Source organism: Marinobacter sp. (assembly GCF_039977835.1).
GTDB lineage: Bacteria > Pseudomonadota > Gammaproteobacteria > Pseudomonadales > Oleiphilaceae > Marinobacter.
Genome location: NZ_JBDWCL010000051.1, coordinates 1 through 17,915, shown reverse-complemented (window position 1 = coordinate 17,915; position 17,915 = coordinate 1). Strand labels below are relative to the sequence as shown.

At 57.6% G+C, this 17,915-nt stretch carries 16 protein-coding genes and 1 riboswitch; of the genes, 10 read left to right on the top strand and 6 right to left on the bottom strand.

Features of this window, described 5'->3' with window-relative positions; translation table 11 throughout:
• The first annotated feature begins 11 nt into the window (after positions 1–11).
• Positions 12–488: a MarR family transcriptional regulator gene (locus tag ABJM11_RS15875; protein ID WP_348292888.1), complete on the top strand. Its 477-nt coding sequence runs from the start codon at positions 12–14 to the stop codon at positions 486–488.
• Here the strand turns inward: ABJM11_RS15875 and ABJM11_RS15870 are convergent.
• The 3 genes from ABJM11_RS15870 to ABJM11_RS15860 all read right to left on the bottom strand — a co-directional run bounded on the left by ABJM11_RS15870 (position 476) and on the right by ABJM11_RS15860 (position 4,911).
• Positions 476–2,578 (bottom strand): TonB-dependent siderophore receptor, encoded by a 2,103-nt coding sequence (locus ABJM11_RS15870; protein ID WP_348292885.1) that lies wholly within the window; start codon positions 2,576–2,578, stop codon positions 476–478. The two genes, ABJM11_RS15875 and ABJM11_RS15870, sit on opposite strands and share 13 nt — an antisense overlap.
• 111 nt (positions 2,579–2,689) lie before the next feature.
• Positions 2,690–3,667, bottom strand: coding sequence for an AraC family transcriptional regulator (locus ABJM11_RS15865; RefSeq protein ID WP_348292883.1), 978 nt, complete (start codon positions 3,665–3,667; stop codon positions 2,690–2,692).
• A complete protein-coding gene (locus ABJM11_RS15860) occupies positions 3,667–4,911 on the bottom strand; it encodes a D-amino acid dehydrogenase (protein ID WP_348292881.1) in 1,245 nt (414 codons plus the stop codon). The genes ABJM11_RS15865 and ABJM11_RS15860 overlap by 1 nt, the downstream gene beginning before the upstream one ends.
• Before the next feature lie 164 nt (positions 4,912–5,075).
• A riboswitch (glycine riboswitch) is annotated at positions 5,076–5,174 on the bottom strand.
• Positions 5,175–5,453: 279 nt separating this feature from the next.
• On the opposite strand from ABJM11_RS15860, the gene ABJM11_RS15855 reads away from it, so the two are divergent.
• Complete coding sequence (locus ABJM11_RS15855; RefSeq protein ID WP_348292879.1) at positions 5,454–7,523, top strand: TonB-dependent siderophore receptor; 2,070 nt, start codon at positions 5,454–5,456, stop codon at positions 7,521–7,523.
• A gap of 428 nt (positions 7,524–7,951) precedes the next feature.
• Here ABJM11_RS15855 and ABJM11_RS15850 read toward each other — a convergent pair whose 3' ends face one another.
• Positions 7,952–8,731, bottom strand: coding sequence for an IclR family transcriptional regulator C-terminal domain-containing protein (locus ABJM11_RS15850; protein WP_348292877.1), 780 nt, complete (start codon positions 8,729–8,731; stop codon positions 7,952–7,954).
• 196 nt (positions 8,732–8,927) lie between these two features.
• Between ABJM11_RS15850 and ABJM11_RS15845 the strand changes: the two genes are divergently transcribed.
• The 3 genes from ABJM11_RS15845 to pcaF are packed head-to-tail and all read left to right on the top strand — an operon-like array spanning position 8,928 to position 11,730.
• On the top strand, positions 8,928–9,743 hold the full coding sequence (locus tag ABJM11_RS15845) for a CoA transferase subunit A (protein ID WP_348292875.1): 816 nt from the start codon (positions 8,928–8,930) through the stop codon (positions 9,741–9,743).
• Entirely contained in the window at positions 9,743–10,519 is a 777-nt protein-coding gene (locus ABJM11_RS15840) for a CoA-transferase subunit beta (RefSeq protein ID WP_348292874.1), read from the top strand. Before ABJM11_RS15845 ends, ABJM11_RS15840 begins: the two co-directional genes overlap by 1 nt.
• A gap of 8 nt (positions 10,520–10,527) precedes the next feature.
• Positions 10,528–11,730 (top strand): 3-oxoadipyl-CoA thiolase, encoded by a 1,203-nt coding sequence (gene pcaF / locus ABJM11_RS15835; RefSeq protein ID WP_348292872.1) that lies wholly within the window; start codon positions 10,528–10,530, stop codon positions 11,728–11,730.
• 2 nt (positions 11,731–11,732) lie between these two features.
• On the opposite strand, the gene prpF is transcribed toward pcaF, so the two are convergent.
• Positions 11,733–12,905 carry a 2-methylaconitate cis-trans isomerase PrpF gene (prpF, locus tag ABJM11_RS15830; RefSeq protein ID WP_348292871.1) on the bottom strand — a complete coding sequence of 391 codons (1,173 nt, stop codon included), beginning with the start codon at positions 12,903–12,905 and terminating at the stop codon, positions 11,733–11,735.
• Positions 12,906–13,101: 196 nt separating this feature from the next.
• Between prpF and ABJM11_RS15825 the strand changes: the two genes are divergently transcribed.
• From ABJM11_RS15825 to ABJM11_RS15815, 3 genes are read left to right on the top strand one after another with little or no spacing between them, the layout of a single operon-like run.
• Entirely contained in the window at positions 13,102–13,581 is a 480-nt protein-coding gene (locus ABJM11_RS15825) for a universal stress protein (RefSeq protein WP_348292870.1), read from the top strand.
• A gap of 60 nt (positions 13,582–13,641) precedes the next feature.
• Positions 13,642–14,178, top strand: coding sequence for a permease (locus ABJM11_RS15820; RefSeq protein WP_348292868.1), 537 nt, complete (start codon positions 13,642–13,644; stop codon positions 14,176–14,178).
• Positions 14,171–14,665: a hypothetical protein gene (locus tag ABJM11_RS15815; protein WP_348292866.1), complete on the top strand. Its 495-nt coding sequence runs from the start codon at positions 14,171–14,173 to the stop codon at positions 14,663–14,665. Before ABJM11_RS15820 ends, ABJM11_RS15815 begins: the two co-directional genes overlap by 8 nt.
• Positions 14,666–14,679: 14 nt before the next feature.
• Here the strand turns inward: ABJM11_RS15815 and ABJM11_RS15810 are convergent, their stop codons facing one another.
• Complete coding sequence (locus tag ABJM11_RS15810) at positions 14,680–15,438, bottom strand: SDR family NAD(P)-dependent oxidoreductase (RefSeq protein ID WP_348292864.1); 759 nt, start codon at positions 15,436–15,438, stop codon at positions 14,680–14,682.
• Positions 15,439–15,614: 176 nt separating this feature from the next.
• On the opposite strand from ABJM11_RS15810, the gene ABJM11_RS15805 reads away from it, so the two are divergent.
• Positions 15,615–16,574, top strand: coding sequence for an EamA family transporter (locus ABJM11_RS15805; RefSeq protein WP_348292863.1), 960 nt, complete (start codon positions 15,615–15,617; stop codon positions 16,572–16,574).
• Between the two features lie 76 nt (positions 16,575–16,650).
• Positions 16,651–17,739 (top strand): IS630 family transposase, encoded by a 1,089-nt coding sequence (locus ABJM11_RS15800; RefSeq protein WP_348292861.1) that lies wholly within the window; start codon positions 16,651–16,653, stop codon positions 17,737–17,739.
• The last annotated feature ends 176 nt before the right edge of the window (positions 17,740–17,915 follow it).

The following is a 17,915-nucleotide window of genomic DNA, read 5'->3' as shown; positions in this document are numbered from 1 at the left end:
CAGGAGCACACATGATCGTCAACGAATCCGGAGGCATTCCGAACCGGCTCTTCTTCCGTCTGTTCCAGACCGGAAACATCCTGCAGCGGCAGGTTCAGAATGAAATGGGCATCAGTGCCGTGCAGTGGGCGGTGCTGGGGGCTCTGTCCCGTGAAGGCTTTGAGGACGGCACGTCGTTCAACCAGCTCAAGGAATACCTGTACGTCAGCCGCCAGAACCTGGACGGGGTACTCAAGCGCATGGAGCGGGATGGCCATGTAGTGCGGGTACCTGACCCCAGCGACGGCCGTGCCCGGCTGGTGAAACTGACCGACAGCGGCCGGGTTTACTGGAATAACCTGCAGCGCCCCATTGATAATTTCTATCAACAGGCACTGCAGGGCATGAGCTTCGATGACGGGGTCAGCCTGCTGCACCTCCTTAAAAAGCTGCAGCACGACATGACCAAGATATCCCTGACCGTCGGAGCCAATGATCAGAACCGATAGGAAACAGACGCCGTCACGTTCCGCTCCGCACCAAAATAGCAGAACTCCAGGCTGTTGTAGCACGATGCCACGTATTCCTTGTCCAGCAGGTTGTTTACCGTAACCCTGGTGGACACACCCTTCAGACCAAGTTTGCTGAAATCGTAGCCGAGGGCCAGATCCACCAGGGTGTAGTCCGGCACTTTTTTGGTATTTGCATCATCGGCGTAGATGTCCGCGATGTGGCGGACGCCCAGCCCGACATCGGCACCGTTCAGCACACCGCTGGAAAACCGGTAGTCCGTCCACAGGGTCAACTGGTGTTCCGGTACCTGGCTGGCACTCTTACCCTCCCGGTAGGCCTCGGATCTCTCGAACGTCACATCAGTGTAGGCGTAACCGGCCTGGACATTCAGGTTGTCGGTCAACTGCGCCCTGGCCTCCAGCTCCACGCCCTGTGACTCGATTTCACCAATGCTGCGGTAGAAGTTTTCCTGGGGCAGTTTGGCGGCAAGGTCTTCCTGATTGATGCGGAACAGCGAAAGCGTGTACAGGTCCGTGGTCCCCACCGGCTGGTACCTCAGCCCGGTTTCAATCTGTTTGCCTTCACTGGGTTCAAGCAGGTCACCGTTCTGATCGGTAAAGGCACTGGGAGAAAACGACGTGGAGTAGGACACATAAGGTGCAATACCGTTGTCGAACAGGTACAGCAGCCCGGCCCGACCGCTAAGCCGGGTCTCGTCCAACTCTGTCTCGGCGCCCGTGTCGCGATTGGTGTTCTCGATCTCCACCCAGTCATGCCGGCCACCCAGTGTCATTCGCCAGCCACCGAAAGCCAGTTGGTCCTGCAGGTAGAGGCCGGTTTGCTTCTGCTTGCGGAGATTGCGTTGCGGAGGATACAGGGCGGAGGGTTCGGCCCCGTATTCCGGGTCGAAAGCATCAATGGCCGGAAAGGCGCCTGAGGGCCACACCACATCGTTTTCGCGCTGCTGATAGTCTAACCCGACAAGCACAGTGTGATTTACCGCCCCGGTGGTCAGTTCGCCCTGAACCTGATTGTCGATGGTCGCCGCCTGCAGGTCCTCATCGCCACCGGAGTAAAAGCGGTTAAGCTCGGTGTCCGACGCCCAGCCGAACGCGTAGACCTGTTTCAGCTCTACGTCCGAGTCCAGATAGCGGGCCTTCTGAAGCGCGGACCAATTGTTGTTGATGCGATGCTCCAGATCGTAACCCACCATGGTCATGTCGCGGCGGAACAAGTCGTAATCCGGCTCGCCCTCGAAGAAGGTATTATCGATTTTCCGTCCATTGCGGGGCTCTACCGTGCCCTCGTAGGGCAAGCCGCTGTGGTAACCACCTTCCGGGTCTCGCTGGAGATAGGCCAATAGTGTGAGACTGGTATCGTCCGTCACATCCCAGGTCAGTGAGGGGGCAATGGCACGGCGTTCCTGCTCCACCGTATCCTGTTGGGCATCCGAGGCAGACGCAAGGCCGGTCAGGCGATAGGCCACCCGCTGCCGGTCATCCACCGGGCCCGTAACATCAAAGGCAAAGCTGCGCTGGGCGTTGTTACCCAGGCTGACCCGGATCTCACCGGAATCCCGGAACTCCGGCCGTTTACTGGTCAGCGCAACAATCCCGCCCGGGGACCCCTGCCCATAGAGGACCGAAGTCGGGCCCTTGACGATCTCGATACGCTCAAGGAACCAGGGGTCGATGGCAAAGGAGCTGTAGGACCCGCCATCGTTCATCACCCGCAGACCGTCAAGATAGGTGTTGTTGATGCTGCCATCGGAAAAGCCGCGAAGAATGAGGTAGTCGTACCGGTTGGACGAACCCACCTGATTGGTGCCTACCCCCGGTGTGTAGCTGGCAGCACGCTGGACACTCCGGGCACCTTTCTCTTCCCAGTCTTCGCGATCAATGACGGAGACCGACTGAGGGGATTCAATCACCGGGGTATCGGTTTTCGTGCCGCTGCGGGTGGCGGTTACGTTCAGCGCATTCAGCATTTCCGGTTCGCCCTGTCCCTGGGCGGAGGCTATCGGCGCGCCCGAAGCGCTGACAAGAGCCACGGCGACGGCAAGTGACAAATGGGTGTATCGGAACATGAAAACCTCACTTGGATCTGACAATAATGTAATGCGAATTATTCTCTTTTAGATCTCGCATTAAATATTACAAGTGACAGGTTTTGTATGCACAATGCCAAACAGAGCCCTTCAGACGATGTTTTTAGGCGAAACGCCGAATGGGCGCCGGAACGCTGTCGCGAAATTGGTGGCGTGGCGGTAACCCGAGCGGTGGGCCGCCTGCTGAACGGAATAGCCCTGTTGCAGGTAATGCCAGGCCAGATTCAGCCGGCACTTGCGTAGATACCCGAACACCGACAATCCGTAGGTTGCGCGGAACTTGCTGCGCAAGCCGCTGGGGCTCATGGCGGCCCGGCGGGCAAGCTCCGCCAGGGAATAGTCTTCTGTGGGGGCGAATTCCAGCTGCTGGCGAACCGCTTCCAGTCTCTGGTGCTCCTGGGAGGAGGTCCGGATTCTGCGCCCAACCGGTTGCACCTGCTCCGGTAGGCCATAGCCCGTCAGCTGCAAAGCCAGGCCTTCCAGAACCAGGGTTTTCTGGGGCTCTGGCAGACGGGTACCGAGGGATTGCGCGATGCCCGCCACCAGTGCAGAAGGAAGGTCCCACAACACCACCGGGTCCTGCACTCCCCGCAGCAGGGTCTCCAGCGAGCTCTGTCCGGCGCGCGCAAAAACCATACTCTCCGGATCAAAGGCCAGGACGAGGGTCTCAAGGTGTTGGCCGGCGGGTTGATAGGCTTCCAGGGCATACTCCGGCCGCAATTGCAGGCTGGCAGCCATACCGCTGCCCAGGTCGCGCCGGACTTCCCCTATTGAAAGCCGGACCTGTCCTTTGAGCACAATCACCATCAACAGAGGCGCATGGCCCAGCGACACCGACTCGTAGTCATGAAAGATCGTGAGAGTGGAGTGGGTGAAGCGGAAACCCGAGGGCAAGGGAGTTTCAGAGATAGCTCCCTCGGCAATGACCCGGTCACTGACACCAGCCTCCGCCTCCGGGGTGCCGGGAAAACGGTACTGGATCCCGTAGTCCCGGCCAAAGGCAAGAAAGTCCTTCATACAGAAAGGCGTCGGCCCGGCCGCCGGGTCGGAATACTGACTACCAGACACTACCGGCCAGCACCTACACTCTGGCCAGAGGACGCCCGCTCAACAGAATCGGACAGCATTTCTGCCGTAATCGCCGACAGGGTCCAGCCCAGGTGGCCGTGGCCAGTATTGTAGAACACCGTCGGCAGTCGGCCCGGGCCAACCCGCGGCATCATGTTGGGCAGCATCGGGCGCAGCCCAGCCCAGGGCACGACACGGCGAGTACAGACCCCCGGGAAACACTGCTCGACCCAGCGGGTGAGGGGGCGAATCCGGTCATCGCGGATGTCCCGGTTAAAGCCACTGAATTCCGCTGTACCGGCGACACGAAAACGGTCATCTCCCAGCCGGCTGGTGACAATCTTGGTGGCATCGTCCAGTAGGCTGACCGTGGGCGCCGCCTCACGGGAGGCTTCGTCGTCCAGCTGCACCGTTATGGAATAGCCCTTCACCGGATAGATGTTAACCCGGTCCCCCAGCTTCGCAGCCAGCTCGCGGCTGCCGACGCCCGCGCAGATCACCACACCGTCAAAGGTATCGCGGGTTTGCTCCTCGCCATCAAACGAGGTGACCCAGGCATGGGACTGATCCGCGCTCAGTTCCGTCACCGAGTGTTCATAGCAGGTTTTCACACCAAGGCGAACAATGGCCTCCGCCAGGCCGTTGGTGAACTTGTGGATATCACCGGTGGAATCGCTCTCCGTATAGAAGCCTCCGTAATAGGTACCGGCCAATGTGGGCTCAATGGCGCGCATTTCATCCGGCGTCACCGACCTACGGTCGAGGCCTCCAGCGGCCAGCAGTCTGGAGACATGGGCGGCGTGGTCGAAGCCGGCCTTGTCCCGATAGATATGCAGGATGCCCTGTTTTTTCAGGTCAAAGTCGATCCCTTCGTCCTGCGCCCAGGAAAACAGATGATCCCGGGCAGCAATCGCGAGGCGGGCGGTTTCGGTGGTATTTTTTTCATACTGGGGAATCGCGGCGATAAACTCCGCAAACCAGCTCAGCTTGTGCCAGGAGGGTTTGGGATTGACCAGCAGTGGCGCGTCCCGGCGAGACATCCACTTGATGCCCTTGATGATAGTCTGCCAGTTGTTCCAGACCTCGGCATTGGACGCCGACAACTGGCCACCGTTGGCGAAGGAGGTTTCCATCGCCGCATAGCGGTGCTTCTCGTAAACCGTGACATCCAGGCCCCGCTTGGCCAGGGAATAGGCGGTGGTGATACCAGTGATACCGCCGCCAATAACTGCAACTCGCTTCATAACTATCTCCAGAGGCGCCCCAGGGTTTCCCTTCTACCCAAGGCGGTAGAAAGCACCCCTTCCGTCTCTGGACCTGAGAGATTCACGTGCCGCTCTCGTAAAAACGGCCGCTTGCTCCTTCGGTGTGCCAACGGACGCAGTCGTCAGCAGCTCTTCGGAAAGTCTTCACGCCAGCGGTCCTTTTGCCTGAGAGTTTCCGGGGCAGTTGCTCCTTCGGCGCCGAGCACACTCTTAAGTGGCTCAGTCTCTCCCGCTGGCACAGCTTGATATCAATCGATACCTGTCTGGTTGAAAAGTAGCAAATATTTGAGCTTTACAACAGCTTCCTGTTGGCAGAATTAACAACCGGGAATCGCCTGGACCCCCGGAGTTACAAAAACCGCCATCATCGAGTTAAAACGGGGTGAAGGCAGGCCTGCCATTAACAGGCCTGTCATTAAATTGAATGATACTGGTTTGCATTAACATTTGCTTAAGAATAGTATTCAGCGTGCTTCAGCAGCTTTTCCATCACAACACCACAACTGCCGCAGGGTTCTGTCATGTACGCCGATTGCTTTCCCAAACCACTCACAAGGGCCGTCCGCCTGTTGCTGGGTATCGGTATCACCTCTACTGCTCTTCCCCTTCTGGCTCAGGAAGATTCCCCGACCAACCTGGACGCCCTGGTGGTCTCTGCCACGGCACTCAAGGTAGAAACACCCTTGGTCGAAACCCCTCGACCGGCCTCGGTTGTTGAGGAGGAAGAGCTCCGGGAGCGAAACGTCCAGTCTCTTGATGAGACGTTCCGATACCGCGCGGGTGTGGTTTCCGGGCATTACGGCCCGGACAACGACACCGACTGGTTCAAGATCCGGGGCTTCGATCAGGCCACCTATCAGGATGGCCTGCGAATCTATCGGGACGGCTTTTATCAGTGGCTGCCGGAAACCTATGGCCTCGAGCGCGTGGAGCTGCTCAAGGGCCCTGCTTCGATTCTCTACGGTGAGGCGCCTCCAGGGGGTGTGATCAACGCCATCAGCAAACGCCCGACGGACCAACCTCAGGGCGAAGTCCAGGTCCAGACGGGTACCAACGAGCACCGCCAGCTGGGCATCGACACCGCCGGGCCTGTCGGCGACAGCGACTCGGTCAGCTACCGGCTAGCTGGGCTCTACCGTTCCGCCGACGGTGATATCGATTACACCGAGAACGAGCGCTATTATCTGGCTCCGAGCCTGCGCTGGGACATCTCCGCCGATACCACCCTGACCCTGCTGGGCAGTTTCCAGAAAGACGAGGCTATACCTTTCAACGGCTTCAAGCTGGCCTACGGCACTATCGACGATACTCCGTTTGGCAAGGTTGAGCCGTCAACTTTCTACGGGGAGCCGGAATACGATACCAACGAGCGTACCCAGTCCTCCCTGGGTTACAGCCTCTCCCACCGCCTCAACGATAACTGGGAGTTCCAGCAGGACACCCGATACAGCGAACTCGACCTGCTCTTGCGCAGCATTTACATGTCATTCCAGAGTGGGCCCAGGGAGGGTACCCGGGGCATTGTCTACCGGGATGGCGATCTGTCCAGCTGGACAGTGGATAACCGACTGATGGGTACATGGCTCACCGATCGCACTGAAAACACGCTGCTGATGGGTGTGGACTACCAGGACCTTGAAACAGACGGCCTGGAGCTGGATAACTTTGCCTTCTCCACCATTGATATCTTCGAGCCCGCTTATGGCAACTTCACACCGGTAACACCGGCCGATCTGACCCGTCGCACTATCACCAAAGAACAGACTGGCCTGTATGTCCAGAACCAGCTGCGTCTGGATAATCGATGGATTTTCCTGGCGGGTGTTCGTTATGACCAGGCTGATATTGTGGACCGGAACCTCACTGCAGGTGCACGCCAGGAAGCCGACGATGACGAGATCTCCCTGTCTGGCGGTGTGATGTACCTTGCCGATAACGGGTTCTCGCCATACCTTTCCTGGACGGAGTCGTTCCAGCCGATCGCCGGCACCGACAACAATGGCGACCTCTACAAACCACGCACGGGTGAGCAGCTGGAATTCGGCGTTAAATACGCGCCGGAACATCTCGACGGGTACGTGACGGCCGCTATCTACAACATAGAAGAGCGCAACTCCCTCGTCACCAGTCCGTCCGGCTTCCAGGTGCAGGAAGGCTTGCGTGAAACCCAGGGCTTCGAACTGGAAAGCGTGGCCTATGTCACCGATCAGCTGGAAGTAACGGCTGCGTATACCTACAACGATGCGACCACCGATAACACCACCGACAACCAGCCGGAAACACCGGCGAACCTTATTCCCCGGCACTCTGCCTCGGTCTGGCTGGATTATGCCTTCCAGTCCCTTGCTCCCGGCCTCAAGGTGGGCGGCGGCGCCCGCTATGTCGGTAGTACGGACGACAGCTTTAGCGGATCTGAAGTGCCGTCTTATACCGTTGTTGACCTCATGGCCCAGTATCGGTTCATGGACAGCTGGGTAGCCCAGGTGAACATCAATAACGTGGCTGATCGCGAGTACGTCGCCAGCTGTGAGTTATACTGCTACTACGGCGAAGAGCGCAGCATCGTGGGTTCGCTGAGCTATCGCTGGTAAGCCGTCGGGCCAGGTATGGGGCGCCTGTAGGCTAATAATAAAGTTGGTAACCAATCACCTTTTGAGGCGCTATTTGCGGTATCACGCAATCGCTAGAAATAAATAAAGTTGGTAACTTTTGAGGCGATCGCCGAGAATAATGCCAATATCTATAATAATAAAGTTGGTAACTTGTTTGTGGCAAACTAGCTCCCAGTAAAAGATTCAGGCTTCCCAAAATGGGGATCGAAAAGGGTACAAAGGTCGCAAAGCGAACATTCAGGCACATAGACCAACACTCGCTAGACATGATGCGAGGTTCTAGATTGCCGATTCCAAGGACTGCTCTCTTTCTGGTGAGTAAGGATCATTACCCTTTATTGGTGCCTGCAACTGTTGTGAACCTAGGAGTTCAGCTGCGAGCAATCCCACTGGACTTACCCCGGACCTCACTTAGTCATTCGCCGTATTGCTTCAACCGCCTTTTGAAGCCGCGGCAGATACACCCCCATCAACGTCTCCATATCCACCCGCGCCGCATTGGTGCTGATATTGATAGCCCCCAGCAGTTCTCCATTGCCAGCAAACACCGGCACAGCGACTGACCGAAGCCCGGAATCCAGCTCCTGATCCACACTCGAATAGCCTTGATTACGTACCTTCGCGATATCCCTGTTCAGCGCTCTGGCATCCGTGATTGAAAAAGCAGTAAACGCTTCCAGCTTCACTCGGGCAAGAAACGACTCCAATTCCGCTTCCGGCAACTGTGCCAGCAGCACCCGCCCCATGGAGGTATAGGCCGCCGGCAGGCGGGTACCCACCGACAGCGTAATCGCCATCAGCCGGTGTCTTGCCGATGACCGCACCACGTAGACTACGTCGTCCCCATCCAACACCGCCAGCGATGAAGACTCTCCCAGTTCGGCCGTGATGTCTTCCAGGTACTGCTGGATCACCGCCCGGTACTGATTCGAGGCCTGGTAGGCATAACCCAGCTGTAAAACCCGGGGCGTCAGTTCGAACTGCCGGCCGTTGCGCTTCACGAATCCCAGTGCGTGGAGAGTGAGCAGGAAACGCCGCGCCTTGGCCCGGTCCATCTCGGTGCGAGCCGCCACTTCGCTCAGGGTCATGCGGGGATGCTCGGCATCAAACGCCTGTAACACCTCCAGCCCCGACGCCAACGCGCCTACATAGTCCCGGTCGCCGGGCTTTAGAATCTGATCGTCCATTCCTGCTCCTTCCTCGCCTGACTGCAGCATCCGCGCATGGTAGCAGCTCGTTCGGTATCCGAACATCGGTGCATTTCTGGCAACTGGCGAAAATTTGTACTTGACGACAACAAAACCTTCGAGTCATTATGTTCGCATATTAAACTTATGTTCGTATATCGAACTTTTCAACAATCACTGCAATGGAGACCCCGTGATGGCTGAATTTCTCTCCCTTCAGGAGGCCGTGAGCCGCCACATTAACAACGGCGACACCGTCTGCATGGAAGGCTTCACCCATCTGATTCCGTTCGCGGCAGGCCACGAAATCATCCGCCAGGAAAAGCGTGACCTGACCCTGATCCGCATGACCCCGGACCTGGTGTACGACCAGATGATCGGCGCGGGCTGCGCAAAAAAATTGATCTTCTCCTGGGGCGGAAACCCCGGCGTGGGCTCATTGCATCGCCTGCGGGATGCCGTCGAAAAGGGCTGGCCGAACAAACTGGAGATCCTGGAACATAGCCACGCCGCCATGGCCTGCGCCTATGAAGCCGGTGCGGCGGGCCTGCCGTTCGCGGTGCTGCGCGGCTATGTAGGCAGCGACCTGCCGAAGGTGAACGATCAGATCAAATTCATTGAGTGCCCATTCACTGGCGAGCGCCTGGCTGCCGTGCCGTCCGTTCGTCCGGATGTTGCCGTGATTCATGCCCAGCGTGCCGATCGCAAAGGCAACGTACTGGTTGAGGGCATCGTTGGTATCCAGAAGGAAGTGGTACTGGCCGCCAAACGCAGCATCGTTACCGTGGAGGAAGTCGTCGACGACCTTGGCGCCTCCGTAAACGCCTGCGTGCTGCCTTCCTGGGCCATCACCGCCATCGCCGAGGCCCCGAAAGGCGCCAGCCCGTCCTACGCGTTGGGTTATTACGACCGCGACAACGCATTCTACAAAGAGTGGGATGGCATCGCCCGGGACCGGGAAACCTTCCAGACCTGGCTTAAAGAAAACGTGTTTGAAAAAGGAGCTGCGTGATGAGCCTTGAATTTACCTCCTCGGAAATGATGAGCGTCACTGCCGCCCGCGCACTGACCAGCGACATGACCTGTTTCGTCGGCATCGGCCTGCCCAGCGAGGCCGCCAACCTGGCGCGTCTGACCCATGCGCCGGATGTCACCCTGATTTACGAATCCGGCACCCTGCAGACCAAGCCGGACGTGCTGCCGCTGTCCATCGGTGATGGTGAACTCTGCGAATCTGCCCTCACCACCGTGGCGGTGCCGGAGATGTTCCGTTACTGGCTGCAGGGCGGCCACGTCAGCGTCGGCTTCCTGGGTACCGCCCAGATTGACCGTTACGCCAACCTGAACACCACGCTGATTGGTGACTACCGCGAGCCAAAGGTTCGCCTGCCAGGCGGTGGCGGCGCACCGGAAATTGCCACCAACGCGAAGGAAGTGTTCATTACCGTGAAGCACTCCAAGCGAACCTTTGTGAAGGATGTGGACTTCGTCACCACGGTTGGCTTTGGACGCGACGGCAAGGCACGGGATAATGTACCCAACATTGGTCGTGGCCCGACGGTGGTGATTACCGACCTGTGCATTCTCAAGCCGGACCCGGACAGCAAGGAACTGGTGGTCACGTCCCTGCACCCGAATGTGACCCGGGAAGACGTGATCGAAGCCACTGGCTGGGAGGTCCGGTTTGCGGATCAACTGGACACCACGCCGGAGCCAAGTGCCAAAGAACTGGAAGTCCTGCGTGATCTGAAAGCACGCACAAACGCCCATCATGCCGGCCAACAATGAGGTTCACCATGACTGACGTCTATCTCTGCCACCCCCGCCGCTCGGCCATTGGCCGTTTCGGCGGCACCCTGGCCAGCGTTCGCCCGGACGATCTCGCCGCTCACATTTTCGAAGCGGTACTGGAACAGGCCCCGGAACTCGACCCGGCCGCCATCGACGAAGTGATGATGGGTTCCGCCAACCAGGCCGGCGAAGACAACCGCAACGTGGCACGGATGTCTGCACTTCTGGCCGGTCTGCCCACCTCGGTACCTGGCACCACCCTTAATCGTCTGTGCGGCTCTGGAATGGATGCCGTGGGTACCGCCTTCCGGGCAATTCGCGCCGGTGAAATGGACCTGGTTCTGGCCGGCGGCGTGGAATCCATGTCCCGCGCCCCTTACGTGATGGGAAAGGCCCACAGCGCCTTTTCCCGAGGCCAGAAGATTGAGGACACCACCATCGGCTGGCGCTTTGTGAACCCGCTGATGAAAAAGCAGTACGGCATCGATTCCATGCCGGAAACGGCGGAGAACGTGGCCGAGCAATACAAGGTGTCACGGGAGGACCAGGACCTGTTCGCCTTCCGTTCCCAGGAAAAGACCGCCCGGGCCCAGAAAGAAGGACGTTTCGCCGAGGAAATCGTGCCGGTGTCCATTCCGCGCCGGAAGCAGGATCCGCTGGTGTTCGATACCGACGAGCATCCCCGCGAGAGTACCCTGGAGAAGCTCGCCTCACTGCCAACGCCGTTCCGGGACGGCGGCAGCGTTACCGCTGGCAACGCCTCAGGCGTGAACGACGGCGCTGCCGCGATGCTGGTTGCCAGTGAGAGCGCGGTGAAAGCCCACGGTTTGAAACCCATGGCCCGAGTTCTGGGAATGGCCACGGCCGGTGTGGAACCGCGCATCATGGGTATTGGCCCAGTCCCCGCCGTTCGCAAACTGCTTGAGAAACAGGGCATCGGAATAGACGAACTTGATGTCATCGAACTGAACGAAGCCTTCGCCGCCCAAGGCCTGGCAGTTCTGCGTGAGCTCGGCATCGCCGACGACGACAAGCGCGTGAACCCCAATGGCGGCGCCATTGCCCTGGGCCACCCTCTGGGAATGTCCGGCGCCCGCCTGCTGATGACCGCCACGCACCAGCTGCAGCGCACGGGTGGCCGTTACGCCCTGTGCACCATGTGCGTGGGCGTCGGCCAGGGCATCGCGACACTCATCGAACGGGTCTGAAGTTACTTCCCGGGTACTCTGATCCAACCTTCCATCAGCACACGGGCGCTTCTGCTCATCATCACCTTTCGCACTACCCACTCCCCGTTTATTTCTGTGGCTTCAGCACCCACTCGCAGAGTGCCGGACGGGTGGCCGAAACGTACCGACGTCTGGTTTCCGCCCCCGGCTGCGGCATTCACCACCGTGCCGGGAATCGCGGTAGCAGCGCCGATGGCTACCGCAACAGTACCAGGCATCGCATGGTGGAGCTTGCCCATGGAGAGACCTCGCACCAGCAGATCCACATCGTCGGCGGCAATCCGTTTGCCACTGGCTGCAACGTAGTCCGAGGGCCCGGCGACAAACGCAATCTTGGGGGTATGCTGCCGGTTCTCAGCCTCGGCAAGCGTTTCCACCAGTCCCATACGCAGCGCACCGTGACTGCGAATAGATTCAAACATCGCCAGAGCTTCTGGGTCGTTGTTGATAGCGTCCTGAAGCTCCGTGCCGGTATAGCCGACCGCTCCAGCATCGACGAAAATAGTCGGAATGCCAGCAGTGATCATGGTTACCCGAAACTTACCGAGCCCTGGAACGTCCAGCTCGTCGACTGGGTTGCCCGTCGGAAAAATGGCACCCTCATCACCGGCGGGGTCCAGAAACTCCAGCGCCACCTCCGCTGCAGAAAATGCAACACCGTCTAGTTCGAAATCCCCGGTTTCCTGAACCTGGCCATCGGTCATCGGTACTCGGGCGATGATCGTTTTACCGATATTAGCCTGCCAGATGCGGACGGTTGCTACGCCGTTCTGCTCAAGAGTGTCAGCAGCGACAAGCCCGGCGCTGATGGCAAACGCACCTACCGCGGTAGTCAGGTTGCCGCAGTTACCGCTCCAGTCCACAAAGGCGCGATCAATACCGACTTGTCCAAATAAATAATCGACATCGTGGCCTGGCCGCTCGCTCCTGGAAACAACGGCGGTTTTACTGGTGCTGGAGGTGCCATTTCCCAGACCATCAATTTGCTTCTGGTAAGGGTCGGGGCTCCCTATCACCCTCATCAACAAGGCATCACGAATGGGGCCGGGAGTCTGGGCGTCCTCGGGAAGGTCTTCAAGGCGAAAAAACACGCCTTTGCTGGTGCCGCCACGCATATAAGTGGCGGGAATCCGAATCTGGGGTACGCTGGACATAGGAAATCTCGCTATTCAGTGCTCGAAAACGGTTTGAAGCCTTTAAAATACAACCAAAGCCGTTGTTGTCAACAAGCCTCAATCCTCGGTTGACTAATTCCTCATAAAGGAATACCGTTTCTCTATAAGGAATGAAATAGCAGCCACCAACATCTTTCATGGGATGTTTCTTATCTCTACCTGCGAGGATCAGGGCATGATTCCAGATATCAAAACCATTCTCTACGCTTCAGACTTGCAGGGGGCAACTTGGCCCTCAATGCGGCTCGCCTTCTCAATTGCCCAGCAATACAATGCGAAACTGATCTACGCCCATGTAGTGAACAACGTAAAAGAGCTCAGGGATACCATCAAAGACTTTGAAATCAACAGTCGCATCGATATCCAGGAGATTCTCAAGCAGACACTGGAAAAGGCTGAGTCACGGATGAAAAGCAACGTGGAAAAGTTCGTGGCAGAGGAGTTTTCTGAATCAGGCTCTCCGGTTGAAGTCGATATCCGGGTTTTGGAGGGCTACCCGTCGCAGACACTTCTTTCTGTGGCGGAGAAGGAGCACGTTGACCTGATCGTAATGAGCAGCCGGACTCATGGCACCTTTGGCCAGGTCCTGGGCTCTACGACGAACAAAGTGATGCACAACGGCAAGTTCCCGGTTCTGGTGATTCCCTATCACTGAACGACAGGCCCGGCGCATCCAAACGCCACTTGATCTCTTGAAGGTAAGTCTGACTATCTGATGTCCGTTATCGCTTATATCAAGCGGGAATTGCTCGATCGCAGCACTCTCTTCTTTACCGCACTGGCATTGTGTTCTGGCCTTGCTCTGTGGTGGCTCAGAGGGGAAGAAGCGTTTCGTGTCGCAGCCTACAGCAGCGGCATGTTGGTGCTGATGATTGCACCAATCATTCTGATTGCGATGGTCATAAGCTGTTACGTGCGGAAACTGCTGCCCACGAAGCTTGTTGAGCGCTGGCTTGGCTCGGAAAGCGGCCTCCGCGGGCTGGCCGTTGCCATGCTGGGCGGCATGGTGACACCGGGCGGCCCCTTTGCTGCGTTTCCGCTGGTTGTCGGTTTTTATCGCGCCGGCGCTTCGTTCGAAATCTGCGTAGCGTACCTGACCTCCTGGACCGTGTTGGGGCTGAACCGTGTGCTTATCTGGGAACTGCCTTTTCTGGGTTTTGATTTCGTGCTGCTACGCCTGCTGATCTCCCTGCCATTGCCGATCATTGCCTGGATGCTCGCTAAACTCTTAACAAGACAACGCAATGCTTAGTGCCTATATAACACTGATCATCGTCCTGGTTGGTTTGGCGCTGGTTGCCCAGCGCAAACCAGAGGTATCACACAAAGAAGTGATGTCCCAGGCCGTCGACAACACCTTACCTTTGCTGTTCCGCATACCGGCGGCCATTCTCGCTGGCAGCTTTCTCGCTGAGCTGATCCCAAGAGAGTACATCATTGCATTGTTGGGGGAGGCGTCGGGCCTGGCAGGTATCCTTCTGGCTTCTGTTCTCGGCGGTTTTCTTCCGGGGGGCCCCATGATCGCCTTCCCGCTCCTTCTGGCGATGTTCAAAGCCGGAATGGGTACTCCCCAGTTGATCGCCCTGCTTACCGGATGGTTACTGCTTGCATTCCACCGCATAGTTGCGTACGAGCTACCCATGCTTGGCACCGAGTTTGTCAGACATCGACTGCTGGTCTGCCTTCCGTTACCCGTGATCGCCGGCGTTGCGGCGCAAAGCGTTGGAAAATGGTTATAGACCTTCCGAGACCGTTACGATTGCTTGCTGCCCGGCATCATCGCTGAGACCCCTCCGTCGACAAACAGATCAGTTCCGGCAATAAAATCGGAGTCGTCAGAGGCCAGAAACAGGATCGCCTTTGCAAGGTCCGCAGGCACACCGGGACGACCACGCAAGTTGGAAACCGGGCGAGTCGGGTCAAAGTCATCTTTGCCAACCGGCGAACCGATCTTGTTAGGTACAACACTGTTTACCCGGATATTGTGTGGCGCGAGCTGAATAGCCATCGAGCGGGTCAGATTGATCACCCCTCCTTTTGCAGCCGTGTACGCAATGGCCCGATCCCGGCCGTAGTAACCCGATGTCGAGCTGACGTTGATGATCCTTCCGTCTGCTGCATGTTCAACCATCGCCTGGGCCGCGTATTTACCAAATAGGAAAGGCGCCGTCAGCGTGATCGCAAGGGTGCGGTTCCACTCTTCGGCGGTAATATCAAAAATATGCTTGTTGTCGGACATGGCAACGTTGTTCACCAGGATATCCAGACCGCCCAACTGGTCGACGACCGCTGCGACGGTTGCTCGGATCTGGTCTTCGCTCGCCACGTCACAGATAAACGGTTTCGCCTGACCGCCGGAAGCAACGATATCGGCAGCTACTTTCTCCGCCCTTGATCGATCAAGATCCACCACCGCAATGTTGGCGCCTTCGGCGGACAGCACACGCGATACCTCTTCACCGATGTTGCGCCCCGCGCCTGTGACTATGGCTACCTTACCTGACAGCTTCATGCCCTAACCTCCGGTTCAAATATTGGAAAAGCGATGGGATTGCCAAACTAAAAATCCAATGATTTACGATACACCGTTCCACATAAGAGAACAATCTAGGCATAATAGCGATTCACACATCCCGCCTGAACGCCCTATCCAGAGTCAGGTTGGGCACCTGAATAAGCGAGATTTCCGTGATTGGAGCTTTATTTGCGTTTCTAAGTGCCTGTCTGCAGGGCGTGAACAGCGCCTGTCTCCGACGTGGCGTACTGACCGGTAGCGCGTCTCAAGCCATGGCCATCACGGTGCCGATGGGCGTACCGCTGGCACTTCTGGCCGCCTGGCTCACAGGCCAGCTCTACCAGATGGATGAACTCTCCCGACAGGGCGCTCTGTTTCTGGCGGGCTCCGGCATTCTTCAATACGCCTGGGCCCGCTACTGGAACTACCGGGCGGTCGCTGCTTTGGGTTCTGTAGGTGCCGGCCCCGTTCAGCAGCTTCAGATGTGGATTGCCGTGGTGCTTGCGGTGGTGCTGCTTGATGAGACCCTCACCGTGCCCAAACTGCTTGGCATGTGCCTGGTGTTCATTTCCCCGCTGATCATCGCTGTCAGCATAAAACGGCGAAACGCCCGACATGCGCAAATGGATCAAGCCGATTCGGATGAAGATCGGCGAGCAGGCGCCGCCCTGTTCAGGCCCAAAATTCTGATTGGATACGGCTGTGCGATTATTGCTGCGATTTCCTATGGCTCGAGTCCCATCCTGATTCGATCCGGCCTTGAAGGGACCAACCTTGGCATTCTGGGAGGCCTGATCGCCTACTCCGCCGCCACCATGACATTTGTACTCTTCTCATGCCTGGCACCCGGACAAATCCGGCACATCCGCCAGACCGACCGGAGATCCATTCCCTGGTACGCAATGGCGGGTGTACTCGTCTATATTGCGCAGACACTGTATTTCATGGCCCTCAGCCTCGCGCCGGTCACCGTTGTTGCCCCTATCCACCAGTTCTCGCTGGTCGCCCGGGTCTGCGCAGGCTATGTGATCAACCGCAATCACGAAGTGCTGACACCAACCGTTATTATGGCGGTTCTGCTGTCGTTCGCAGGCACCGTCATTCTTGCGGTCGATTGGCAATGGATGCGCTAGTGTCCCTTAACAAAAATTCGTCGAATTTATTTTAGATCAGGGGTACGATGGCCTAAAGTGCCGAAGGAGCTATGCCATGAGTCGACCGGTTGTGCCTCTGATCATTACGGACGAAGAGCGGGAAGAGCTTAACACGTGGCTTCGCCGCCGACAGATGCCCGCCGCTGAGCAACAACGAGCGCGAATGGTCCTGTTGAGCGCCGAAGGTCTTCCCGGACGAGTAATTGCAGAACGCGTGGGCGTAACAGAGGAAACGGTCTGTAAATGGCGAAACCGGTTTCGTCAATCGCGGGTGGCGGGCCTGACGGATGCCCCGCGAAGCGGTCGGCCCCGCAGCATTGATGACGATAAGGTGACAGACGTTATCAACAAAACACTGCACTCCAGGCCCAAAGAGGCGACACATTGGTCAACAACCCTGATGGCCGAGGAAGCAGGACTCAATGCCATGGCCATCAGCCGCATCTGGCGAGCGTTTGGATTAAAGCCGCACCGTCTAGAGACCTTCAAACTCTCAACCGACCCGCATTTTGTGGCCAAGGTCCACGACATTGTCGGGCTGTATATGAACCCGCCTGACCGGGCCCTTGTACTCTGCGTGGACGAGAAAAGTCAGATTCAGGCACTGAACCGCACCCAGCCAGCCTTGCCATTGTCGTTTGGCTACCCCGAGACCCGAACGCATGATTACGTTCGCCATGGCACCACGACCCTGTTTGCCGCCTTGGATGTGGCTACCGGAGAGGTGATTGGACGTCTTCACAGGCGACACCGCGCCAAAGAGTTCCTGGCTTTTCTAAAGGAAATTGACCGGCAGGTTCCAAAAGAACTGGATATTCACTTGGTTATGGACAACTACGGGACGCATAAAACCGAAAAGGTGCGATCCTGGTTTGCCGCCAGACCGCGGTACCACGTTCACTTCACGCCCACCTCGGCCTCGTGGGTCAATCTAGTAGAACGCTTCTTTGCACTGATCTCAGAACGCTGGATCAAACGCAACTCGCACCGCAGCACACGCGAGCTGGAGTCTTCAATCAAAAACTATCTCGCAACCTACAACGACGATCCGCGCCCCTTCGTTTGGCAAAAAACGGCGGATCAGATCATTGAATCAATCGCTCGTCTTTCCGATAAGCTCAATAATAATACGAACTTTTGTTAAGGCACACTAGCAGCCTGTCGGACTTGCGTCTGACAGGCGTTGTTTACAGTTGCCCTGTTCACTTGGCTCCAAGAGCACCTAAGGTGCACCATTGAAAGCCTGAATGCGGCGGCAAAAATCTCTCACAGCGCCATTTTCAGCACGCTCATCCGCTTTACGTTCCAGGCCAGCGTGGC